Genomic DNA, 25,962 nt, shown 5'->3' on the forward strand with positions numbered 1-25,962 from the left:
ACGACTCGCCCGATCAGTGCGGTGGTGCGGGGGAAGGCTGACGCGAGTGAGCTACCGGGCAGGTCGGTGCTTCCTGACGGTCTTGGGTGGCGAAGTGGGTTTGGCAGAGGTGGAGGCGGCGGGCGTCCAGGACCATCCAGGTGCCGAGTACTAGTTGGGTGGTGCCTCGCCAGACGTCTTCGAATCGGTCTCGTGCGCGCTGGGCGATGAGGGTGTTGCGCAACAGGGATGGGGGTGGGGGGTTGTTGGCGGACAGGAGGAGGCAGGGGGCTCGGTGGGGGATGGAGCGGGTGTGGGTGACGGAGGAGCGTAGGTGGTAGTGGGACAGGACTGTTCGGGTTACGGCTCGCATTGCTATGGGGGATAGGCGCCAGGCTGGGCATGGGCGGTTGGCGGCCACGCCGAAGGGGATGTGGTGGGTGTCTTTGGGGCGGTGGGTGGTCCAGCGGTCGGGGTTGAAGCGGTCGGGGTCGATGTGGCCGGTGCGTTCGAATTCCTGGTAGTTGAAGCAGAGGACCGTTCCGGTGGGGATGGTGGCCCCGTCGATATCGATGTCGGCGGTGGTGATTCGGTGAGCGATGCCGAAAAGGGGGAATTGGCGCAGGGTTTCGTCGAGCACGTGGTCCAGGTACTGGGTGTCCGGCTCGGCGAGGAGACGGTCCTGAACGTCTTGGTGCTGGGCGATCGCCAGCAGTAGGTGGGCCATGCCTTCGGACATCTGGACTACGGCAGTGTTGAAGAATGCGCCTTGCAGGTAGTGAGCGCGTTCGCGTCGGTCGAGCGAGCTGGGTAATTGGTGTGGTACGTCGCCGGCGTCGATTCGGGCGAGCAGGTAGCGGGTCAGGCGGTCGCGGCGGCGCATGTGCCGTAGGCCGGTGCATTTCAGTGAGGTGACCACGTCGTCGGCGTTGCCGACGATGAGGGCTCGGGCGTCCGGCGGGCAGGGTTCGCGAAAGACCAACTCGTAGAAGAACTCTGCCCAGATGGGCATCATCAGGTCGCGTAGTCGGACCAGAGTCATCGGCCGGCGGGGAAGTTCGTCGAGTACGCGGCGGGCGCAGCGGTCTGCGAGGCGCTCGATCTCGGGGGTGGGCAGGGACAGTACGGCTCGGGTGGTACGGGCCGCCTCGTCGTAGCGGGGACCGTCCTCCAGATGTTCCTGGTGGACCTCGGGGCCGGGGGCGAGCCAGTACCAGAACAGGTCCGACAGCGCCGCTCCTCGGCTGCGCCCGTTGGCTGCGGCGTCCGAGTAGAGACGCAGGAACAGGTCGGGGCCGCCGCGCTCACCGGGGAGCGTTATCTCGTTGCTGCCGTTGACTTTCGCGAAGATCCGCACCCGCAGGGCCACTACCGCCTGCGGCAGCCAGCGCGACACCGCCCACAGTGCCGCTGCGGTCGCCAGCAGCGGTGTCAATCGCTTCAGCACCGTGCCGCCCCTCGCGCGGTGACCAGGTCCGCGTTCAGGTCGGACAGCTCGGCCACTCCGCACAGAGTCAGCGTGTGCTCGAACTCCGAGCGCAGGATGTCGAGTACGTCCGTAACCCCTTTGTCGCCGCCAACGGCCAAGCCCCACAACACTGGTCGTCCAACACCGACCGCCGTGGCCCCGAGGGCCAACGCCAGCACCACATCCGAGCCGCGCCGGACGCCGCCGTCGAGGTATACCGGGATGCGCCCGCCCACCGCCGCGGCGATCGCGGGCAGCGCGTTCAAGGTCGCGGACACGGTATCGAGTTGGCGGCCACCGTGATTGGACACGACGATCGCGTCGGCTCCATGCTCCACCGCCAGGCGCGCGTCCTCCGGGTGCAGGATTCCTTTGAGCACAAGCGGAAGCCGGGTCAGCTCCCGAAGGCGATGCAGGTGATCCCAGGTGAAGTCGGCGGACATCGCAATCGACCGGACCCCGTTTCCGGTCGTCCCCGGCAGACCGCGCATGTTCTCCGCGTACATACCCGCGGGCAGGTCGTGGAAGCCGTGGCGGTCCTCCCGAAACCTACGGCCGCGCACCGGGGAGTCGACGGTCACGACCAGCGCCGTGCAGCCGGCTCGCTCGCCCCGCCGGACCAGCTCCTCGGTCACTTCCGGCTCGGGGTGCAGGTACAGCTGGAACCATACCCGCGCGTCGCGGTCGACCTCCCGGGCGGCGGCGGTCACCTCGCCGATGGCCACCGTCCCGGCCATGCTGGCGATCATAACGAGCCCGGCCGCCGCCACACCCCTGGCGGAGGCCCGCTCGCCGTCCGGATGGGCCAGGCGGTGAAACGCGGTAGGGGACACGAAGACCGGCATGCCGCTCGGATCGCCGAGCAGGTCGGTCGCGATGGACCGGCCGGTGGTGTCGCGTAAAACCCTGGGCAGCAACGCAAACCGCCGGAACGCCCGCTCGTTGTCGGCCAGGGTGATCTCTTCGCCCGCGCCGCCTGCGATGTAGTCGTAGTAGACCGGATCGAGCAGTTCCCGCGCCCGCTGCTCGAGCGCGGACAGCGGGCCGCGGCCTCGCACATTCGCGACTCGCCAGCGCTCCCTGGTCATAGCGAGGGCTCCGGTGCGGGCAGCGTGGTCTCGAGGAAGTCGAAAAGTGGCTTGCGGTGCACTGTTTCGTGCGTCCACTCGTTCTCGAGGTTCTCTGTGATGTGATGTTCGGCGATTTGCTCACCGTCCCGGTACTGCCGCAATACCGGATGCAGGTATCGACCATCCAAGGCGTTCTCGGCGTCGGACTGCGCGATCCGCTTGGCATTGATGTCGAACGGGTCGACCCGATCGTGGTCTTTGCCGTACTCCAAGGTGATCACGAAGCAGGTGTCCACCTCGCCGAGCGACCCGGCCGCGATCGCATCCGCCACATAATCGACCGGCAGCTCTTCCCAATACCGCGCCGTACCGTCCGCGTTCAGCGTGACGACATCGCCGAGGAACCCGAACAGTTGCCACAACGCCGACGTCCGGTTGACCCGCGCCAAGATCGCCTCACCGACGTCGTCGGCGATCCCAAGCAACTCGCGGTTAGGCCAGACCTGCGCATGCTCACGTTGTTCCAGGATCCGATGCAATGCCCGTGTCCCATAACGGAACCCGTGGATGAACGCACTGGTCGACTTCTTGAAATCCCGTACCTGCGTGATCGTGCCCGCGAAGTACAGCCCGGGCACATCGACCGACTCCCAGGCCGCCGTCTGCGCCGGGAATCGATCGTTGATCGCCAGTTCCGGCCGGCACTCCGGCGCGAAAATCGAAGCGTCGAACCGGAACCCGGTCGCCACGATCACCCGGTCGTAGCGGATGTCCTTGGTGACCTCGTCGGCCCGGGAGAAGCTCACCGTCACCAGATACGACGAGTCCGACTGCCGGGCAATGTCGATGACGTTGCCGTCCAGGATCGCGTTCTGCGACTTCAGCTGATAGGTATCCAGGAAGTTGTTGTTGACCGCGCGCAGGTGACCGAGGAAGTGCGACTGCCAGGCCAGCCGGATGGAATGCGGACCGGCGATGTGGATGACGGCGGTAGTCTCGATCAGGTTGTCGGCAGTCTCGAAGGCGGAGTTGCCCTTTCCGATGATCAGCACCCGCTGGTCGGTGAAATCCGCTGGGTCCACGGATACTTCGGTGTACAGCTCGGCGGTCTCGATGCCGGGGATTTCCGGGACATAGGGTTTCGAGACCCCCGTCGCCATGATCAGCCGTCGCGCACGCAGCACGTTGCCGTGTTGATCTACGGCCTCGAACGAGTCGGGTCGGCTGATCCGCTCGATCCGGGTGTCGTACCGGACCGAAAGCTCGTGCCGCGCAGCAAAATCGCCGAGGTAGCGGACCATATCGTCGGCGGCGGGGAAGAAGCGTGGCGTGTATTCCTTGAACAGCGGCCCGGGCAGCAGCGAGTTCCAGTCCATCCGCATGTTCAGCTCCGGATCGTCCCAGCCGGTGTGCACCTTGTTGATGGAGATCAGCTGACGATGCCGGGGGTACCTGCTGAAGAACGTGCCTGCGGCCGCTCCGGCCTCGACGATCAGATAGTCGCGACCGGCCGCCTGCAAATGGTGGCCCATCTGGAGACCGGCCGGACCCGCGCCGATGATCAGGTAGTCGAGCTCTGACAAGGTCTCCTCCAAACGTCGTGCTTACCGTGGATATAGCTCCAGCAAGGCCTTTTTGTCCGGCTTGCCGCTCGCCGCGATCGGGGCATCCGGCACCACCGTGTAGGTCTGCGGGACGCTCGATTCGCCGAGTTCCGCGCGCACCAGGTCGGACAGCGCGGCGGAGTCGGGGGAGTGGCCTGCGCGCGGGACGACGAAGGCGTGCACCGCTTCGCCGCGGCGGTCATCGGGTGCGCCGACGACGTAGGCCTGGTCCACATCAGGGTGTCCGGCCAGTACTCGTTCGATCGGGCCGGCGTACACCGGCAGCGCGTCGACGATGATCACGTCCCGCGCCCGGCCGGTCAGGTAGAGGTATCCGTCGTCGAGATAGCCCAGGTCACGGGTGCGCAGCCAGCCGTCGACGAGCACGTCGGCGGTCTCGGCCGGGTCGCCGAAGTACTCCGCCATCATGTAGTCGTTGCGGACATAGATCTCGCCGTCCCGGACGTCCACGCGCACGCCGGGCAACGGACGGCCGACCGAGGTGAGCACGCCGCTGCCGATGTCCTGCGGGGTCAGCGCGGCCAGGCCGCCGGTCTCGGTCTGTCCGTAAGCCTGATGCACCACCGGACCCAGTACCTCGACCGCCTCCGCGAGCCGGTGCGCGGCCAGCGGCGACCCGGCGACCACCATGGCCCGCAGACTGCCGGTGTCCGTCGGCGTGGCGCGCAGGTCATCCAGCATTTGATAGAGCCGCGGCACGTTCATGATCGTGGCGGTGATCCGCAACCGCTCGATGACCTCGGGAAACAGTTGCGCACCACCGGGTTCCGGGATCACCGCGGTGCCACCGCCGAGCAGGCACAGCGCGAGATAGTCCTGCACGACCGCGCTGGCCAGCGTGCCGAACAGCAGATAACGGTCGAAGCAGGCAGCCAACTCTGCGGTGTCCTGGCTCCACGTCGGCTTACCCCACGACCAATGCATGGACATTGCCCCATAGGTCTGCGCGCAGCCCTTCGGGAGTCCGGTGGTGCCGCTGGTGTAGGACACCCGGGCGATGTCACTCGCCCGCGCCCCGATTGTCAACGACTGCGCCGGCCCGCGCAGCAACGCCGCCACCCGCTGGTCCTCCAGGACGGCGTCCACGCCATTACTCAGGACATGCCGCTGCTGACGCTCGCTGAGCCCGGGCCGCACCCCGATCACCCGGCAACCGAGCGTGAACGCCGCGAGGTACGCGGCCAACGACTCCGCGCTCACATCCACGACCATGGCCACGCCGGACCCCGGGCCGAGTCCCGACCCACGCAATCCACCGGCGATCGTGCTCATCATCGCGAGCAACTGCCCCCGGGTGACCGTCCGAGCACCGTGCTCGACCACCACATTTTCCGGAGCGGCACGCAATGCCTGCACGATCGACTCGGGAAAGCTCACCGGACCGATGATAGTGATTCCGGTCTCGAGATACTTTGAGATTCAACAAGTTTGGCCGCTACGCCAAACCTATTCAGGCTCGGTGACCTCGCCCTCCGGCGTGTACATGTCGGCGCGGTCCGCACGGCGCGGTGTGATCTCGGTCGGGCGCAGCGCTGCTTGGAAGGGTTCGAGTGGGGCTGTGTCGTTCCGTGGCATGGAGTCGGCGCGCAACAGCCTGCTCCGCGGCACTGCGGCGATGGAATCGTGCAGGGCGGGGCGGTAGCCCTCCACGGACCGCTGGACGTAGTCCCGCCTGGCGCGTTGCACGGGTTGCCGGGCCTGCAACGCTGCCTGCTCGTTCTCCTCGAACGTTTTCGCCGAATCCCGGAGGTTCTTCGCATTGTCCTTGAAGACGCCGACCAGGCTGGACAGCGAGGAGAATGTCCCGTCGCGGTTCTTCTTGTATCCCTTCTCCCCGTCGGCGAATTTCTCCCCGGCGTGGTCGTGCCCCCACGGCTCGCCCTTACTCTCGGACGCGCCCTTCAATCTGTCCAGCACCTTCTGGGCGCGATCGGCGACATCGTCGAATTCGGTTGCGGCGCGCCGCAGTCCTTCGGGCTTGATCTCCACGGGTTTGTCCATCGTGCTCCTTCGGCCGATCGGGGTAGCATTTCCAGGTGCTTATTGCTCGGTCATCCGTTGAATGCCAGCTCTATATGGATCTGCACGCCTGTTCCTGTGGCGAGACGAAATTCGAAGCCGAACATGTGCTGCGTGAGGACCAAGAGGGGCGGCTGCTCGCCGTCTACGCGGGTAGTTGTGCGCGGTGCGGGCTGCCGCGACAGTTCACGTTCGAATTGGATGAGGCCATTCCGCCGTCGCCGCCCGCGTTCGGTGGCCCCACCGCGTCGCGGATCATCTGTCCCGGCGAATTCCTCCTGGTCGCCGAGCAGGCCGCCGCGTCGGTGGCACTGGTGCCGGTGGCCGGGGCGGACCAGGACGACCGCGACCGGCTCTCGGTCGCTACCGCGGTCGAGGCGGTGACGGAAGTCTTGAAGTTCATCCCCGACTCGATGGATGCCGTCCCCGCGGACGCGTTCACCTCTGCGGTCGGTCGCGCCGCTTACACCCGCGAACCGGGGCGTTTCACTCGCGCGCGGCTCGAGGCGACCGCGAGTGCCTACCGCGAGGCCCTCGCTGCCCGCCTCTAGACCCTGGAACGTGCCGCGGGTCAAGGTGTTTCCGGTCTGCGCAGCAGTTGGACTCGGTCACCCCACGCAACGATAACGCTGCCGTCCGGGGCCGGCGCGCAGCTCGAAATGCTGCCGGTCCCGGTGCTGGTCTCGCCGATCAGCCGCCAGTCGCGCGGATCCCACATCCGCAGCCAATTCCGGCCTGCCGCCTGCACGTCGCCGCCGCCGGCCAGCACGATCGGCCCGGCCGCGGTCTGCCGCCAGACGATCGCCTCGATCCGGCCGGGGCAGGCGGCCGTTGTCCGCACCTGCCGCTCGGCGAGATCCCACAGGTCCAGGCCCGCACCGCCGACCGCGACCGCGACCGCGCGTCCGTCCAGTACGCCCGCCGCCAACGGTTCGGCCACCGAGTTGCCGGTGAGCAGGATGGGTTCGCCGAGGCTTGCCCCGGTCTGGATATCCCAGGTCGTGAGCTGTGATTCGGAGTCGTCCGGATCCAGCAACGGCCGTGCGGCATAGGTCGATCCCACGACCGCCACCGGGCGATCACCATGGTCGACGACGGCGATCGAGTCGGTGAAGCCGCCGTGCCACAGCGAGTGGACGGATTGCCCGTTCGCGATGTCCCACACCTCGACCGATCCGGAGCTGACCGGCACCTCGTATACCGACGAGGTCGCGCCCGCGCCCCGGCCGATCAGCACCAGGTCATCCGCCGCGACGAGCGCCGCCGCACGACCGTACAGTTCGGCGACCGGCTTCCCGAATGGTTCGCCGGTGGTCAGATCCCACGCTTGGATGCGGCCCGCGACGTCGCCGGTCACCGCGACCGGCTTCCCGGCCAAGCGGCCGACCGTCAGTTGGACCAAGGTCGAATTCGCTTGCGCGACCGGCACACTCGACCGGATGAGCTGCGTACCGGAGGTCAGGTCCCACGCGGCGAGCGTGGTCCCCGCGACGGCGATCGCCGCCGGTCGTCCGGCTATCTCGGCCCAGGCGACGGCCCGCACCCACTCGTTCGGCTCGTCGATCGCCGCCGTCCGCCATACCTGCGCGAAGGGCGCGGTCATGGTTCGTTACCCATCCTGTCCTCTCCCGCCTTCGGTTCCGTCGTTCATGCGAAGGGCCGATTACCGCCGCGTCGCCATGCTGCATAGTGTGTCGCCTGAATGGCGGAGGCGACGTAGCCGCCGTCGAAGTTTCCGCCCTCGGGCGGAGCATCCCGGTTCGACGCGTTCTGTGCGGCGAAGCCGGGTTCCGGTCGCGACAGTGCGTATCGGGAGTCGTTGGTACGCCAAACCGTCCCTGGATTCGTCGCAGGTAGCGGCGGAACTGCTCCGTTGCCGGGCCTGAAGAGTTGTCCACCTGGGAAGAAGCGGGAGGCGGCGCCCGTGACGTCGATATCGCGGCCGTCGACGGTGATGCGGTAACCGAGGTACTGACCGTCGCTGTCGAAGAGCATCTGTCCGGATACCGAGTTCGGGTCGCGTTTGATCGCCGCGTCCACCAGGTCGGCGACGGCCGGTGGCACCGAGTTGCGGGTGCCGAGCGAGGCGATGACGCCGTCGCCCGTGTGTATGCCGACAGCGAATTGGGTGCCCTGGGGGCCGGGGCGTTCTTCGATGCCGGCGATGTTCATGTTCCGGTCGAATGCCATGGTCAGGCGGCCGGTGGCGGTGGGGTTGGGCCAGCTGCCGTCCGGGTTCTGCTTGCTCGCGGCGGTGGGGTTGGCCACGTCGTAGCCGAGGTCGTGTTGTCCGCGTACTTCTTTCCATTGGGTGTTGTCGGCGAGGCCGGGTGGTGCGTTGCGGCCGATCATGGTGAAGGTGGCGTCGTTGCTGAGTTTGAGCATGTTTTCGACGCCGCTGATGCCGGTGCCGCCGGTGCCTGCGACGATCCAGTGTTTGGCGAGGTTCGGGTCTACGCCGGCGAGGTTGGCTTCGTCGCCGGACAGGATTTTGCCGGGGTGGTTGTCGCGCAACGACTTCCAGTTGCTCAGCGAATCCAGCGCGTGATTGAGGTTGTCGCTCAACGCGGAGCGAGCGATACCGTTTGTCGTCAAAATGTCCACAGTTTTGGCCGCAGAGGCCGGATCACGCCAGGACAGGGCTTCGATCTGGCCTTTCGCGGTTGTCGCGGCGGGTGTATTGAGCTTGTCCAATTCCTTTGCAGCCGTGTCGAATGTGCCGTGCATGCCGCCGACCTCGCGGGTGCCGGGAATGATCTCGGGCGGAAAACCGGTCGCGATAACCGGGATGCCTTGGACCTCCACGGTCAGTGGTGCCGAGTTGTCCAGTGGGGTGATATCGGCGAGCAGTTTTCCGTCTTCCATGCGGAAGCTAGCCTTGCCGTCGATCACCGGTCCTTGGGCGGCGATGGTGTCTTCCCAGTAGCGGACCGCGTCGAGGGGTACGCGGGCGTCCGGTCGTCCTTCGCCGACGAATTGGTAGGGGTCGCCGAGCCCGGTTTGGCGGAGATTGCGTAATTGGTCTGCGGTTTGGGCGATGCGGTCGCCGTTGTCGGATTGCCAGCGTCCTCGGTCGTCGATCAGCAATGCCTGCGGATCACGGGCTGCGAGTGCGGCGCCGCCGCCTGCTTCGATGACCGACAACTTCGGGTAGTCGCCGCCCTTGGCCTGCTCGCGCAAATCGGCGAGCGTGGTCACGCTGCGTTCCGCACGTTGCTGAGTGCTCTGGTCGGCGAGGGTCCGCGTCTGTTCGGGGGTGGCGCGTTCTCCGTCGAACGCGATCGGGCGTTCGAAGGCCGGCCGCAAGGCGGCCCGGTGCGCGTCGAACGCCGCTTGATCGATTCCGGCCTGCCGCTGGATGGAACGCAGTAGCCGCTGGTCATTGGCCGAGAGTTGATCCCGGTTGCCCCCGGCGTCATCGAGTAGCTGACGCACATGATCACGACCGGTCGGGGCGGACTCGAGGTGATCGAGCACCAGAGCTCTGCGTTGCTCGGACCCCGGTATGCCGTCGCGCAGGCCCAGGTGCTCGACCAATGCCATTGCTTCGCGGTGCAGTTCGGCGTAGCGGGTTCGATCCTCGGGCGTTCGGCCGGCCGGGTCGGGGAGCGCGTCGAGTTGTTCGCCGAGCACGCGGAGTTCTTGGATGCGGCCGGTGTCGTGGGGCGTGAGCGGCGGTTGGTTGGTCGGTCCGCCGGGACGCAGGACGCCTTCGTCGGGACCGAAAGCGTCGAGTTTGTCGATGAGGTAGCGCTTGCGGTCGGCGACGATCTCGCCGATCTCGTGGGCCAGCGCGCGCGGTAGGTGTTTGGTGGAAATCCGGTCGGAGATCTGGATGACGTGCTGGCCCTTGTCGTGGTTGAGGATCGAGCGGGCCGCCGTGTCGTCGCCGATGCGCTGGGTCTCGACCCGCACCGTGAAACTGCGTTGATCGGTTCCGTAGACACCGCTGGTGTCGGTGACGCGGTAGGCCCCTTTGTCGGTAGCGATCGGGTCGATCCGCAATCCGCCGTGACCATCGATCACGGTGTTCAGTGCGCTGTCGATGCCACCGCGGATCTGTTCGACGTGGCTGGTCGTGGGCGGTGCGACATGACCGTGGAATTCGGAGCCCGGCACGGCCGCGGCGGTAATGACATTCGATCCGTCTACCTCGTTACGCCGCCATCCCGCATAGTGCGTCGCCTGCGTCGCGGAGGCGACATATCCACCGTCGAAGTTGCCGCCCTCGGGCGGAGCGTCCCGATTCGAGGCGTTTTGTGCGGCGAAGCCGGGTTCCGGCCGCGACAACGCGTACCGGGAATCCTGCGTGCTCCATACCTTCCCTGGATCTACCGCGGGCAGCGGTGGGACGTCACCGGTGCCTGGCTTGAACAGTTGCCCGCCCGGGAAGAAGCGAGAGGCCGCGCCCGTGACGTCGATATCGCGGCCGTCGGCGGTGATGCGGTAGCCGAGGTATTGGCCGTCGTTGTCGAAAAGCATTCGCGCGGAGACCGAATTCGGGTCGCGTTTGATCGCGGTGTCGACCAAGTCGGCGACGGCCGGTGGCACGGAGTTGCGAGTGCCGAGCGAGGCGATCACCCCATCGCCTTCGAAGCCGGCGACAACGAAACGGGAACCCGGGCGTTCCTCGATGCCGCCGATGTTCATGTTCCGGTCGAATGCCATGGTCAGGCGGCCGGTGGCGGTCGGATTGGGCCAGACGCCATTGATCTTCTGGCTGGCGGCCCGCGGATTGTTGTGGTCGTAGCCGAGGTCGTGTTGTCCGCGTACTTCTTTCCATTGGGTGTTGTCGGCGAGGCCGGGTGGTGCGTTGCGGCCGATCATGGTGAAGGTGGCGTCGTTGCTGAGTTTGAGCATGTTTTCGACGCCGCTGATGCCGGTGCCGCCGGTGCCTGCGACGATCCAGTGTTTGGCGAGGTTCGGGTCTACGCCGGCGAGGTTGGCTTCGTCGCCGGACAGGATTTTGCCGGGGTGGTTGTCGCGCAACGACTTCCAGTTGTCGATCGCACCCAGCGAGTCCCGGGTGGGCTTGGACAACGCGGACGGATCGATGCCGTTGGCCGACAGGATCTCCAAGGCCTTGCCCGCCGAGGCCGGGTCCCGCCAGGAGAGGGCTTGGATCTGCGCTTTCGCCGCCGGGGCGCCAGAGGCGGTGAGGTTGCCCAATTCACGTGCGGCAGTGTCGAATGTCCCGTGCATCCCGCCGATGCCACGGGCGATGCCGGGGATGATCTCGGGCGGAAAGCCGGTGGCGATGACCGGAATGCCTTGCACATCAACGGTGATCGGCGGGCCGCCGTCGAGCGGGGTGATGTCGGCGAGGAGTTTTCCGTTCTCCATCCGGAATGCTGTTCTGCCGTCGACCACCGGTCCTTGGGCGGCGATGGTGTCTTCCCAGTAGCGGACCGCGTCGAGGGGTACGCGGGCATCGGGCCGGCCCTCACCCACGAATTGGTAGGGGTCGCCGAGTCCGGTTTGGCGGAGATTGCGCAATTGGTCTGCGGTTTGGGCGATGCGGTCGCCGTTGTCGGACTGCCAGCGCCCACGGTCGTCGACCAGCAATGCCTGCGGATCACGGGCCGCGAGTGCGGCGCCGCCGCCTGCTTCGATGACCGACAACTTCGGGTATTCGCCCTGCGGTGCGGCGGCGGCTTGTGTGCGCAGTTCGGCGAGGGTTTCGGCGCTGCGCTGCGCACGTTGCTGGGTGCTCTGGTCGGCGAGAATTCGCGTCTGTTCGGGAGTGGCGCGTTCTCCGTCGAATGCGATCGGGCGTTCGAAGGCCGGCCGCAAGGCGGCTCTATGGGCCTCGAACCTGGCCCGGTCGTCTGTGGCCTGATCCTGAATGCGTTGCAGGAGTTGCTGATCCTCGGGTGGCAGCCGATTCGGCTCGCGGCCTGCGTCGTCGAGCAGAGTGCGTACGTGCGCACTGCCGGAGGCGGAACGATCGAGATGATCGAACACCACGGTTCTGCGTTCCTGGGCACCCGGCGTGCCCTCGCGCAGACCCAGGTGGTCGACCAGCGCCATCGCTTCACCGCGCAGCGCGTTGCGTTCCGACTGCTGGGTGGCCGGCAGCCCGTCGAGTTCGTCGCCGAGCACCCGCAGTTCTTGAATACGGCCGGCGTCGTGCGGCGTGAGCCCGGGTCGATCGGTGGGTCCGCCGGGATGCAGAACGCCGTCGCGCGGGCCGAACGAATCGAGCTTGTCGACGAGGTAGCGCTTGCGGTCGGCGACGATCTCGCCGATCTCGTGAGCCAGCGCACGGGGCACATGTTTCGTCGAGATCCGGTCGGAGATCTGGATGACGTGCTGGCCCTTGTCGTGATTCAGGATCGACCGGGCGGCGGTGTCGTCGCCGATACGTTGAGTTTCCACGCGCACGGTGAAGCTGTGCTGGTCGTTGCTGTAGACACCGCTGGTGTCGGTGACGCGATACTCGCCCCGCTTCGGGTCGATCGGGTCGATCTGCAATCCGCCGTGACCGTCGACCGCGCTGTGCAATGCGCTGTCGATCTGACCGCGGATCTGTTCGACGTGGCTGGTCGTAGGTGGTTCGACGTGACCGTGGAATTCGGAGCCCGGCACGGCCGCGGCGGTGATCGTGGGCCTGGCGTGGGCACTGCTTCCGTCGGCGGTCCCGTCGTGGGCGGGGGCGGGGGCGAGCCCGCTGCGCGGTTCCTGCGGTGTGGTCACCGCGATACTGGTTATCTCCCGGTCCAGGATGAGGCGGACCAGTTGGGCGCGAGTCACTTCGAGGGTGCGTTCCTCGCCCTTCCGGTTGACGTCGTGGACCACGTACTTTCCGTCGCTGAAGGTCACCTTCGTGGACAGGGTGGCGGTCGAGAACTGCGCGGAACTGCCGGGTGGGAAGTTCTGCTCGCCGAGCCGGGCCAGTTGGTTCACGTGCTCGTTGTTGTCGGTCCGGTAGTACCGGGTCTGCGCTGGAGTGTTCTGCGTGGCGAGGATTTGCTGGGCGCGCGCGAGCGCTTCTGTCCGCTTGATCTCTTCGCTGGCGGACGGCAGCGGGTGCAGTCTGCGATCGGTGCTCTCGAACTTCGGGTGCAGCACCAGGCCTCTTGCCTGCTGCACCGCGAGCGCCGCGTTGTTCAGTCCCGCACTCGGTTGGTAGTGCCCGCTGCTGTGCGCGATGAGGGTGGGCCGTCCCGCCTGCGCCATGACGAAACCTGCGCCCGAAACGATGCGGCCGCCGAAGAACGACGAGTGTTGCAGGGTGCCGCGCAACTTGACGGCGGCGTAGAAGTTGCCGAATTCGTCCTCGACGAAGATGGTCATGTTGCCGTGCCGGTCGCCCGCGGACGTGTCGAACAGTCGTCCATCGAAGGCGCGGAAGAATCTGCCTCCAGGGCCGACGAAGAGCCGATGCGTTTCGCGCTCCAGCTCGTCCATGTAGTGGACCGGCGTGTGGTGGTGCGAGACCGGCTTCGTTTTCGGCCGGTTCTGCAACTCGCCGGAGTTGATCACCGCGTCGAGCGCGGCGAGCCGGTCCGGGGCGAGTCGCTCGCGGATCCCGTTGTCCACGATCATCGGCTTGTTCTCCGCCAGGTAGTTGTGCTGGACGGCGGTGCCGGAGAGCGCGGGTTTCGCTGTGCTCGCGAGCATTTCGGTGAACTTCGGTGGAATGTCGGCCTTCGGCACGACGTCCCCGGTGGATGCGGACAAGAGGTGCTGGATCGGCACCATGGTGGAGAACAGGCCACCGCGATGATCGACGCCTATGTCGTAACCATTGTCGTCGGACGCCTTCAGGAGAACGTAGGGCTTCGCCGAATCGACAGTGAATCGCTCCCGGCTGCCGTTCGGGTGCTCGAGAATTATATTCACGTTGTTCATGTGACCCGCGGTGGCCAGCATGAAGTCCATTCGACTGCCGCGGTAATGACCGTACGTGGCGTTGCCGGAACGCAATGCCGCTATCTGTGCCCGGAATTCCTGATCTCGTTCGCCGGCCAGGTTCCGCAGGTTTTGCTCATGGTCGCTCTTTGCATTCTGGAATTCTTGGTCGGAGAGTTCCGATTTCCGTTCGAGCACGGAATTCCAGTGCGCTTCTTCGCTGCTCACCTTTGCTTGCAGACCCGGCGGGATGAATCGCTCGACATACTTCCTGTGCTCGCGTTCCAGCAGATCGGCCACGCGATTGCGCAACTCCTGCGGATCCGGGTGTTTCAGCACATGAGCGAGCGTGGAGAAGGTCGTCTCGCCGTCGCTGGGCGGCCGATACCAGGTGGCCGGCGTCGGTGACACATGAGCGACGGATGTGACATCCCGGTCGGCGAGCAGTTGCTGGAAATCCTCGAAGGTGACGATCTCGTGCCGCGGGGTTCCCTCCGCGCTCGTGCCGTGGATACGGACGTTACCGTCGTGCATGACCGTGGCCTTGACCGGATCGGTCTGCCCGCCGAAAAATATGGTCGTTCCGCTCATCAACCGCTTACGCGCGAAATTATCGGAAAGCCTCGACACCGTGGTGTCGTCCACCTTGGCATGCGGATTCGCGGCCGCGAATTCCGCGGCGGTCTCCGGGCGGGCGGCCGTGGTGTAATCCGATGCGTCGGTCAGCCTCGCGGTCTTCGGCGCGGGGCCCGCCCCGTCTCCCTCGCGCGGTGGCGTTCCACTGAGAGCGCGCTTGGGGGCGCCGGGCGCCGGGTCGTCGGTGTGGCCGGCGCGGATGGGGACATCGGTGGTCTTGGCCTCGGTCTCGCCCGCGCCGATCCGGACATCGCCGATCGCCTCGGCGCCGGTGATGCCCGTGCCCACGCCGGTGCGGTGCGGCCGGCCGTCGGCGGTGTAGATGATGGCGTCGGTGGAGCGAACCTCCGCGGCGGTGTGGTTGTCCGGGGAGAGCGAATACTCCTCGTTCTTGGTCGGATCGACGACGACCATGTCCCTGTCGTCGTTGACGATCAGGTAGGCGTGCGCACCGACGCCGTGCTCGTCGGCGGGCGCCCAGTAGGAGTCGACGACCACCGCGACGGCGCCGTCGCCGAGCCGGAACAGGTGGCTGGCGATATCGCCGTGATCGCGGAAGTGCTCGAGCGACGCACCGGCGGCGCGTTCGAATGCCGTCACATCCATGCCGTTCAGCCCGACCGGGCCCTCGGGAACGCGGACGACCTGGCTGCCGGTCAGGTCGACCACGGCACTCAGCGTGAGTTGGGCGCATTCATTGACGAGGTTGTCGTCGGCTGCGGGGCGGGTGGGCGGCGGGTCCGTGACCTCGGGGAGCGCCTCGCGGAGTGCGGTCAGGTCGGTGGTCGACTCACTCGCGCCCGGCCTCGGTGGATACTCGGGCTTCTCGATTTTGACGGTTTCGATATCGCGGTCGACGACCAGGTCCAGCATCGTGTCGACGTCGGCGTCGTAGGTACGCGCGTGACTGGATCCGTCTCGGCTGCGATCGGTGACGCGGAAGGTGTGATCTTCCCGAGCGATCGCCGTGGTGACGAAATCCTCGTCATGGAAGGTGATTTTCGTGCCCGGCCGGAAATCGTCCCACTCGAGATAGGAGTACGACTCCTCGATTCGATGAATCAGGAAGGGACGCGTCGGGGTCGGCCCGTCGGTCAGAATGCGCTCCGCGCGGGCGAGCGCGGCCTCTTGTATTCGATCCTCGAGGTCTCGATCGCGTGTTCGGAATTCGCCCTGGGTATCCAGGTAGGTTCGCGCGAAATTCTCGTCGAGTTGCAGACCTTGGGCTCTGAGCAGGGCGATCGCGTAGTCGTTCATCTGCGAGTTGGGCATGTAATGGCCGCTGCTGTCCGTGATGTCGGTGACGCGGCCGGCCACGACCTGCATGAATCCCCCGCCGAAAATGGGGTGACCGCCCACGAAGGACGAGTGCTGGATGAGTCCCGTTTCTTTTCCGGCGGAGTAGAGGTTGCCGAACTCGTCCATGACGAAAATCCACGACGTGCTGCCGCCGGTATCGAATACGCGGCCGTCATGCGCGTTGTACAGCCGGCCGTCCGGTCCGACGAAACGTCGGTGTGCCTCGCGTTCGGCAGCGTCCATGTAGTGGATCGGAGTGTGGAAATGGGTCAGCGGGTCTTCGGCGAAATCCGCGACGTCGCCGCGCTCCGGCAGCTCGGACCGCGGCACGAGCGGCCGTCGTTCGCCCAGATATCGCTTGTCGATGGCCGCGCCCTCGAGCAGCGGCTCCGGCCCGCCGGCCAGCATCTCGGTCAGCGGCTTCGGAATCTGATCCGGTGGGATCAGGTCGCCCGATTCCTCGAAGATGCGCGGCAGGCTGGGTTGCACCGTCGAGAAAATATTGCCGGTCTCGGTGACGCCTACTTCGTAGCCGCCGCCTTCCGGGCGCCGCAGGAAGATGGTCGGCTTCGACCGGCCGAAATTCAGATTGACCCTCGGCCCGTTCGGGTCCAAGGTCGTGATATTCATTTGATGCTGGGTCGCCGCCGCCATCAACAGGAATTCCGCGCGGCCGGGACCGATGGCCCGGCTACCGGTGCTTTCGGCGCTGGTGAGCAGCTTCGATATCTCACGTCCCAGCAATGCGGCACGCTGGTCTTGTAGCCGCCCTTCGAATCTGGGGTTTGCCCGGTTCGCCGGATCATTCGCCTGGCTGTCCAGCCGATCGTTGGTGATCAACGGGGTGAAGTGACCCGGATGCCTGCGCAGGTAGTTCGCGAGGTCTTGCCGCACAGCGGCGGGATCCTCGGCGTTGAGAATGCGGGCCAGGGTCGGGAACAGCTGCTCGTCGGCCGAGCTGATGCGATGCCAGGAGTCGGGTACAGGCAGGGTGACCTTGGCGGAGTGCACCTCGTGATCGCTGATGAGGGTCTCGAACTCCGGCCTGCTGATGGTCGGTGGGGGCGTGACCGGCTCGGCACGCAGATCGTGGAGATCGAATGCGCCGTCCCTGCGCACGATCGCGACGGAGTCGGTGGTGTCGCTGTGCAACTCCAGGATTGTTCCGGTGGTGAACTCGTTGCGCGACAGCTTCTCGGTGACGTAGGAGATCTCCTGGACGCGGTCGCCCGTATCACCTTGCAGCGCAGGCTGGAATACCTCGACATGATCCAAACCCATTGCCTCGTGGTCGGATCGGAGCATGCTCCAGAAGTCATCGATGGTGTGCAGGGCGGGCGGGTTGGCCGGGTCGTGCAGATCGTCCACCATGACGTGGTCGTCATTGGTGAAGGTGGCGGTGGCCTCCAGGTCCGGCCCTTGCAGATGCAGCTTCGTGCTGACCGGATATTCCGAGCCCTCGAACTTCGTGAGGAATTCCTCGATGCCGAAGCTGCCGGTCCGTTCGTTGCCCGCGCCGATGCGCGCCGTGGGCAACGGGTGCGCGACGACCTGCTCGACGGTGTGCGGCTGGCCGCCGGCGTCGTAGATGACGGCGTGCACGGTGTCGACCGGTGCCGAGGTGTGCTCCCGGAGCGGGTGCTGGGCGCCGGTGCTCGGATCCTTCACCGTGATGGTGCCGTGCTCGTTGGTGATCAGGTAGGCGTGTGCGCCGACGCCGTGCTGGTCGGCGGGACCGCGATAGGTGTCGACCACCAGCGCGGTGGCGCCGGGGCCGAGATCGGTCAGGTGCCGGCCGATCGCCTGGTGATTGGTGAAGGACTGCAACGGGGCGCCCGCCAGGTGCTGGAATTCCGCCGCGGCCATGCCGTCGAGTCCGACCGGGTGCTCGGGCAGGCGGGCGACCGTGCTGCCGGTGGCGGTGATGAGTTCGTGCAGCGCGAGCGGCGCGCAATTGTTGAGGTGCTGATCGAATCCTGGCGGCAGTGCGGTCCGGGGCTCCTCGTGGATCGTCGGGAGGGCCTCGAGCAACGAGTTCGTAGTGATGGTCGATTCATCGTGCTGAGCTGTCCGCGGTGGGAATTCTGGCTGTTCGACTTTGACGGTCTCTACGTCGCGAGCGGAAATCAGATCTTGCAGCATGGCCGGGTCGGCGTGGTACTGCTGCTCCCGATGGGAACCGTCGAGGGGGCGATCGATGACCTGGAAGTTCTGATCATTCGTCACCGTCGCTGTGGTGGCCAGGTCGTCGCCGCGGAAGCTGATCGTGGTTCCCGGCGGGAAATCATTCCAGGTGAGTTGGTCCTGAGCTTGCTCGGTTCGATATATCTTGAACGGCCTAGTCGGTGTCGGACCGTCCGCCAGAATACGTTCCGCGCGGGCCAGCGCGTTCTGCTGGATCTGCGCTTCGACCTCGGGGTCACGGGCTACCCAATGACCGTCCCGGTTCATGTACTTGTGCTCGAAGCTGCCGCTTATCCGCAGGCCCTGAGTTTTCAGCGCGGCGATCGCATAGTCGTTCATCTGCGAGTCGGGCATGTAATGCCCGCTGCTGTCCATGATCTCGGTCAGGTAGCCGTCCCTGGCGCCGATGAAGCCCGCACCGGTAATCGTCCGGCCGCCGAAGAACGAGGAATGCTGGATCAGGCCGGTCTTCTTTTCGGCGGCGTACAGATTGGCGAACTCGTCCATGACGAAAATCGTGTTCGGGTGGTCCGTGGTGTCGAACGGATATCCGTCGCGGGCGTTGTACAGCCTGCCGTCCGGCCCGATGAAGAGCCGGTGCATCTCGCGTTCCGCGCTGTCCATGTAGTGAATCGGCGTGTGGTAGTGCCGGATCGGATGCTCGGCGAAATCCGCCGCGGAGCCACGCTGCTCGAGGATGCTCTTCGGCACCATCGGACGCTGCTCCCCGAGGTATCTCTTCTGTAGTGCGGCGCCCTCGAGCAGCGGCTCCGGTCCGCCGGCCAGCATCTTGGTCAGGGGCTTCGGAATCATCTCCATCGAGATGGTCGGCGGCTCGTCCGGCGTCACGTGCATATCGGGGCGCACCACCGAGAACATGGTGCCGTCGCGGTTCATCCCGACCTCGTAGGCCCCGTCTTCCGCGCGCCGCAGGAAGATCTGCGGCCGGCCGGGGAAATTCGGCACCTCATTTCTCGGCAGGTGCGGGTCGAGGGTGGTGATGTTCATCTGTTTGGCCCAGGTGGCGCCGTACAGCGCGAATTCCATCTTCGCGGGTCCGGCGTAATGGTAGCCCGTGCCGCCGGACTCGTGATACAGCTTCGATATCTCGTACTTCAGTATTTCGGGACGCTGGCTCGCCGCCCAGGCCGGAAAGTTCGGATCCTGGTGGTTTTCCGGATTGCTCCACAGGCTGTCGAGATGGTCGCTGGAAATATATCCGGCATAGAAATCCTGGTTTTCCTGGAGGTGCACGGCGACCTCCCGGCGTAGCTGGGTGGGGTCGGCTTCGTTCAGAATGCGGGTCAGTGTCGGGAAAAGGTTGTCCTGGCCCGGCGCGACGCGGTGCCAGGATTCGGGGACAGGCAGCGTGACTTCGGCGGACTGCACGTCGTGCCGGTCGAGAATGGTCTCGAATTCCGTCCGGCTGACGATGCGTGACGGCGGGCCCTGCTCCGCGCCGGACTCGCGGATCTCGATATTTCCGTCCTTGCGGACGATCGCGGTCTGCCTGTGGTCGCCGTCGTGAAATTTAATGGACGTTTTCGAGTCGAAGCCGTTCGCGACCAGCTCGACTTTCAGGTCGGAGACGTCCCATATCCGACGGGACTGGTCCCCGAAATGCGCCGGCTGGGCAACCGTGACGTCGGTCAACCCCATTTCGTCGTGGTTGGCTCGGATATGGTTCCAGAAGTCATCGACGGTACGCCGGTTCACCTCGGGTGGCGGACTGTTGACATCGGTCGTCAGCAGGACGTGGTGGTCGTCACCGAACTGAATGCGTAGCATTCCCGGCGTCGGTGTCGGGAAATACATCACCGTGCCGGGCGGATACTCGGTGCCACCGAATCTTTCGAGGAATTCACGAACCCCGAACGTGTCGTGCCGCGGGCCGGAATCAATCGCGCCGACGCGTACGTCGGGGAGCGGGCGCGTGCTACCCGTGTCGACGGTGTGGGGTTGACCGGTATCGGTGTAGAGAACGGCGTGCGTGTCCTGGACGTGCGCCGGGGTCTGTGCGATGAACGGCCGGTCGGCCCCGGTGCTCGGATCGCGGACGGTAATGCTGCCGTGGTCGTTGATGAGCACGTAGGCGTGCGCGCCGACGCCATACTGATCGGCTGGGCCGTGGTAGGTGTCGACTACGAGAGCGGTGGCACCGTCACCGAGGCCGCGCAGGTGTTCGGCGACGCGGTCGTGGCCGCCGAAGTGTTGCAGCGGCGCGCCCGCGGCGCGTTGGATCTCTTCCGCGCTCATGCCCGCGAGCCCGACCGGACCCTCCGGGGGATGGATGACCGGACTGTTGTTGAGCCGGACGAGCTCGTTGAGCGCCAACGGCCCGCAATCGTTGAGGTGTCCGGCTTCGAGGCCACGCACCGGACCGGTGTCACCGACGGTCAGCGGCCGCACCTGACCGCGGAAATCGGAACCCGGGTCGACGGTCGTGGTGATCGGGTCGGGCTGATCGGGCGTGCGGCGCACGCTGCTGCCATCGGCTGTTTCCGTGCCTCGGTCCGGTCGGTTCGTCGCGAGATCCGGTGCTCCGCCGTGTGATTCGGCCGAATGCACGGATTCGTTGCCGAAGAGCCGGTGCCCGGCACCGGCTGCCCTACCGCTGTGCACCGTGACGGAATTCGAATCGACGTGCGGGGCGAGCGACTTCGCGAGCGGCTCCGGTGCGGACACGTGCACCCGCGCCGCGGGATGCTGCCCGGTGAATTCGGCGATCGCCGTCCCGAGCCGGCCCGGCGTGGGGTCGGGCGGTCCGGAAAAGAGCTTCGAGACCAGCCGCGACGGCCCGGAGGCGCCGCGGGTGGAGTCGTTGTCGACCCACATCACGGTCGCGTGGTGCGGTTGGGTGCGCGCGGTTTCGACGTGCTGCTGTGCGGCGTGCGCCACCGCGTGGCCGGCCGAACCGAGTGAGGCGTTCGGCGGGGCCTGCCAGTGCACCGTCGTGGCGGCGTCGACGGGACCGAATCCGATGACCTCGCGGCCCCGCCGACCCTGGGCGTCCTGATCGAAGGACAGCAGATGGGTCGCCGGTTGCGCGGTGCCCGCACGATGGGCGGCGATCGCGGAGTCGATGTCCGCGGTGTTCAAGTCGGTGAGTACGGCTTTCAGGTTATTCAGTTGCCGTCGCTCGTTCGACGACAGCGAGGAGCCGTCCGCGATCTTGTCCAGGCGCTGGATCTCGTGCTGGATGTAGGTGGTGTTGAGGGTGTTCCGGACCGCCGCCGGGATGCCTTCGCTATTGCGCAGGCCGGGGAAGTCGGTGACCAGGCCGTGCTGGTAGGCGGGTGACAGATCGTCGAATCGCAGGTTGTTCCACCAGGATTCGCCGGTGTCTCGCCACCAGGCGGCGGTCCGGTCGGCCGCTGGATTCGTACCGTCGAGCCCGAGTGGCGGCCGGGGCGGCGTGATCCGGTCGTTCGGGCCGGTGGGATTCGGATGCGCGACGACCTGGTCCCGCAGCTCAGGCTGGACGATGCCCTGGTCGAGTCCGGCCTTCCACCGATTCAGCTGGTTCTGTTCGTCGTTCAGCAACTCTCGTCGAGCCTGCACGATTCGGCGGGCATCGGGATCGTCGGGGGTGCCCGCCCGGTCGAGTGCGTTCTCCTTGCGGCTCAGCGCTTCGGCGGCGGCATCGAGCGCGATCTGCCGCCGCGTGAGTTCGGCTTGCTCCCGGTCGACTTCGCCGAATCGTTCCCGGGGCTGGTTGTCGAAACCGAGGCGAGTGAAGTTCTCGTCGAGGGAAAGACCTTGTCGCCGTAGCAGATCCACCGCGTAGTCGTTGAGCTCGCCGCGCGGCAGGTAGTGCCCGCTGCGATCGCTCAGCACGACGAGGCGGCCGTCGCGGACCTCGATCTCACCGGCGCCCGTGACGGTTCGTCCACCGAGGAACGACGAATGATGGAGGGACCCGAGTTCCTGGTCACCGGCGTAGAGGTTGCCGAACTCGTCCATGACGAAGATGGCCCGCGCGTCTCCGCCTTCGCGCGCCGAGGCGATCTGGGTGGTGTCGAACAGCCGGCCGTCGGCGGCCCGGAACAACCTCCCCTCATGCACGAACAGCCGATGGTTCTCCAGCTCCGCGGGGCTCATGTGCCGCACCGGCGTGTGATACGGCAGTCGTTCCTGAACGGCGAGTGGCTTCGCGTCCGGGATCGGGTCGAGCTGGGATTTGACCGCGATCGGGCGGCCTTCCCCGGTGTAGTGCGGTGCCAGCGCGGCGCCGTCGAGCAGCGGGGTCTGCGGCGAGGCCAGGACGCGATTCAGCGGCGGCGGGATCTCGCTGCGCGGCACCACCTGGTCGATCACGGAACTGAGCGGTGCGGGCGGGCTCGGATGCCGGTGCGCCGCGAACAGGTTGCCCTCGGGCGTGACGCCGATCTCGAACTCGCCGGTGGATGCGTAGCGCAGGAACACATTCCGCTGGCCCGGCACGAAAGCGTGCTCGGCGCCGAGCCCGTCCGAATGCTGGACGACGACGTTCATCCCGAACGCGGACGCCGCCAGGTGCAGATCCCGGTCCACGGTGTCGCGCGTCGGCGGCGTCGGCGGCGCGGCCGCGGTGTTGCGCTGTTCGTCGAGCCAGTTCTCGAACTGCTGACGGCGTTCCAGTTCGCTCTGCCATTGGGTCTCGTCGACCCGATTCTGCCGGCGTTCCTCCTCGATGGTGGCTCGCCAACTAGTTTCTTGTTGCTCCAGACGGTTCAGGTGGTCGGTGATGCCGGACCGTACGTGCGTGGCATCCGGGAGGCCGAGGATCCGGGCGACAGTGGTGAACAGTGGATCGGTGCGGTCGGGCACCGGCGCCCAGTGCTGCGGCCACGGCGCCTGCTGCGGGGTCGGGTCGCCGACCACGATCTCGGGTGGCAGCGGTGACGAATCACGCGGCGGCACCGCGGTTTCCGTCCGAGCCGGGGGATCGATGCGGGCACCGTCGCCCGGATGCGTGCTCGGGTCATCGGGGTGACGCGCGATCGGTTCGGCGACGTGGTAGTTGTCGCCGGTCTCGTCGGCGCGGACCAGGATGTGCTCGGGGCGGTCCTGCGGGCCGAAATGCGTCATCGTGCCGTCGCGGTCCACCACCACCAGGTGCAGGTCGTTCGCGTCGGCGCCCGCGGAGAGCAGGAAATCGCCGAGTTGGTTGTGGTGCGGGCCGGGCTGGGACAGCTGTTCGTGCTGTAGGTCGAACGCCAGCGAGCGTTCCAATTCCAGGTCCTGCCGGTGGAACTCGCGTTCGGTCTCCCAGGCTCGGCGATCCGGGTGATCCGGGTAGTCGCGCAGGTTGGCGTCGATCCGGGCGATTTCCCGGGCTGCCTCCCGGAAGTCCGGGTCATCGGGGACGAACTTCCCGATCAGATTGTCCTTGCGCTGTTGCAGCGCCTGGACGAACTTCTCGCGGGTGCCCTCGGGCCCGAGCTTGCCCCCGGTCACGTGATCGATCGCCCGGAACAGACCGTCGCCGCCCGTAGGGAGGCGTTCGAGGCGGTGGCCGGGCAGCGCGGCCGCTTGCTGCGGGGTAGGGTCGAAGTCGTCGTGGGGGACGAATTCGAGTGCGGCGGGCGGCTTTTCGCTGATCGGCTGTGGCTGCGGGCGCTGCTCGGGGGAGATCGAGTCCGATGGCTGCGGTACTGGGTCTTCGCGTTTCGGCGTCGGGAAGTCGCTCGAGTCGCGGGCTGATCCGAGCGATGTCTCGGGGCCTTTGGGTGCGTTCGAGCCCTGCGGTGTTTCGTTGGAAGTCGCAGGCTCCCTGGAGGTTTCGAGCGACGCCTCGGGCTGCTTCGGGGTTGCCAGGTGGTCCTGGGGACCCTGCGCCGGTTCTACCTGGCGGAATTGCGATTCCACGGTGACCGCCGACGAGGTCGACGCGCGTTGAGTGTTCGGGATCGGGTCGGTTCGCACGCCTGCGGTGATCAGCGGGCGGGCGGAGCCGTCGCCGACCGAGGAGATGCTCGGTCGGGGCGACTGCGGCGAGGACTGAACCGAGGACTTGTCGGTAACCGAGGGGGGAGGAAGCGGTGCCTCGCTCCGCGACGACGGCACCGGCGGCGGGGTGCTGCTCGGCGGCACATTGGTGTTCGCGGTAACCGGCTGTGCGGGCGGTCCGTCCGCACGGATTCCGGTGCTCGACTGCGCAGAGGGCGGTGGCACAGGCGATTCCGTGATGTTCTCCACGTGCGCCGATTGCGGAATCGGCGAACTCGTGGACGCATCGTTGCGCGGTTGCTCCACGGACGTCTGCGACTGTGCGGTCGATGTCGTCGAATTGTTCGAGTTGCCTTCGAGATTCGACGTCGCCGCGGAATGGGTCTGCGATGTCGCTGGTGGCACAGGAGAATCCGTGGACTGCGCATGCACCGACTGCGGCGGCGGTTGCGAGGCACTCGAATTGGGATCGATACCGGTACGCGTCGCGGGTTGCTGGGTCGTCTGTCCCTCGACATGGGATGACGTGGCGGGCTGCGGCGCGGGCGCGGTGCCGTTGGACCGCCCGGAGCCGGAGTTCGACTGCGACTGGTTGGTCGACTGTGACCGGTCGGTGGATCTCGTCGAGTTGTTGTTCTGTTGCGAGCCGTTGTTCTGCTGCGCGGCCGAGTTGTTGGTCTCGGTCTTGCCGTTCGTCTCCGCAGTGTTCGGCCGGCCGTTCCGGGTCGTCGAATCACTGTGCGTGGTGGTGTTATCCGCGGGCGCCGTGCTGGATCGATCGCTCGTCGAATGCACCGACGGCGAGCGGTGGTTCCCGCTGTCACCGTCGTAAAGCGAAGAGGGGCGCGAAGATCCGCTGTCGCCCTCGTTGACCTCGACGACCCTCGGGTCCGGCCGTTCGTGACTGCCGTCGGCACCGACCGGCGGCGGGACGGAAAGCCCGGTGTAGCCGCCCCTGGCCATCCCGATCGACTGCGCGTGTCCGGCGACACCATGCACGCCACCGACCAGACCACCGCCGACACCGCCGAGGATCGCGGCCGGATCGAACTCCCACTGCCCTGTGAAAACGCCGTTGGCGACGATGCCTGCCCCGGCACCGACCACACCGGCCGGGATGCCCGCGCCGATCGCGATGCCGCCGGCCTTCCACCAGGTCATCGAGTCGTGGCCGACCCAATTGCCGAGGCGCTTACCGATCATGCTGCCGACCGGCGCCGCCACCGCGCCCGAGATCCCGCCGACGGCGCCCGAGATGACCATCTGTTTGACGTCGAAGCTGTCCCGATGCCCCTTGCCCAGCTGAATGCCCTGGGCCAGGGCGTCCGCGCCGAGGCCGATGGCGGCCTGCTCGACGCCGGTGATCGCGGCCAGTTTCCACATCGGCATCTGCGCGAGGCGGGTGGCCCGGTTGGCCAGGAAGGTGATCAGCCGCTGGCCGATGAGCTGGCACACGCCGGCCGCCTCGGCCTCCATGGCGGGCACCGCCCACGCACCCCAGAGCGTGGCCAGCGCGTAGGCGATCTCCGCGGCCAGGATCGCCAGGGTGATGATGATCTGGAGCTTGGCGTACTCGGTCTGGGTGCCGCATTGGCGCACCGATTCGCCCAGCTGCTCGAGCTGTTCGGCCAGCTTCTCGACGGATTGATCGCCGGCGAAGAACTGGTCGAACTGTTTCTTCATCTTGTCCGCGCCGTCGCCGGAATAGCTCACCTGCGCGGTGTTACACGCGACGTGCAGGGCCTCGATCAGGTCGTGCAAATCCTTGGACGCCGATTTCCAATCGTCACCGAGCGCGAACAACGCGTCCTCGTCGCCCTTCGGCCAGGACGCGCCTGCGAGATAGCTGAGCCACTGCAGGCCCTCGGGCATCTCGATGCTCATCGATCAGGCCGGG

At 66.5% G+C, this 25,962-nt stretch carries 8 protein-coding genes; 1 reads left to right on the plus strand and 7 read right to left on the minus strand.

The annotated features are described in order from the left end of the window. Positions 1-13: 13 nt before the first annotated feature. From ACIBK2_RS43415 to ACIBK2_RS43435, 5 genes are all read right to left on the minus strand, one after another. Complete coding sequence (locus ACIBK2_RS43415; RefSeq protein WP_396976701.1) at positions 14-1,426, minus strand: cytochrome P450; 1,413 nt, start codon at positions 1,424-1,426, stop codon at positions 14-16. After that, positions 1,420-2,535, minus strand: a complete 1,116-nt coding sequence (locus ACIBK2_RS43420) for an alpha-hydroxy acid oxidase (RefSeq protein WP_396976703.1) — start codon at positions 2,533-2,535, stop codon at positions 1,420-1,422. The genes ACIBK2_RS43415 and ACIBK2_RS43420 overlap by 7 nt, the downstream gene beginning before the upstream one ends. Then, positions 2,532-4,100, minus strand: a complete 1,569-nt coding sequence (locus tag ACIBK2_RS43425; RefSeq protein WP_396976705.1) for an NAD(P)-binding domain-containing protein — start codon at positions 4,098-4,100, stop codon at positions 2,532-2,534. Before ACIBK2_RS43425 ends, ACIBK2_RS43420 begins: the two co-directional genes overlap by 4 nt. Before the next feature lie 21 nt (positions 4,101-4,121). Next, positions 4,122-5,519, minus strand: coding sequence for a class I adenylate-forming enzyme family protein (locus ACIBK2_RS43430; RefSeq protein WP_396976707.1), 1,398 nt, complete (start codon positions 5,517-5,519; stop codon positions 4,122-4,124). Between the two features lie 69 nt (positions 5,520-5,588). Then, the gene (locus ACIBK2_RS43435) at positions 5,589-6,143 is read right to left on the minus strand and encodes a WXG100 family type VII secretion target (protein ID WP_396976709.1); all 555 of its coding nucleotides are present in this window, start codon (positions 6,141-6,143) and stop codon (positions 5,589-5,591) included. A gap of 35 nt (positions 6,144-6,178) precedes the next feature. Here ACIBK2_RS43435 and ACIBK2_RS43440 point away from each other — a divergent pair, with 35 nt between their 5' ends. Then, positions 6,179-6,712 carry a hypothetical protein gene (locus ACIBK2_RS43440; protein WP_396976711.1) on the plus strand — a complete coding sequence of 178 codons (534 nt, stop codon included), beginning with the start codon at positions 6,179-6,181 and terminating at the stop codon, positions 6,710-6,712. Positions 6,713-6,732: 20 nt separating this feature from the next. Here ACIBK2_RS43440 and ACIBK2_RS43445 read toward each other — a convergent pair whose 3' ends face one another. Then, positions 6,733-7,764, minus strand: a complete 1,032-nt coding sequence (locus ACIBK2_RS43445; RefSeq protein ID WP_396976713.1) for a hypothetical protein — start codon at positions 7,762-7,764, stop codon at positions 6,733-6,735. A 44-nt stretch (positions 7,765-7,808) separates the two neighbouring features. Continuing rightward, a complete protein-coding gene (locus tag ACIBK2_RS43450; RefSeq protein WP_396976715.1) occupies positions 7,809-25,949 on the minus strand; it encodes a hypothetical protein in 18,141 nt (6,046 codons plus the stop codon). Positions 25,950-25,962 lie beyond the last annotated feature (13 nt).

It is taken from the genome of Nocardia sp. NPDC050175 (genome assembly GCF_044459885.1).
Lineage (GTDB): Bacteria > Actinomycetota > Actinomycetes > Mycobacteriales > Mycobacteriaceae > Nocardia.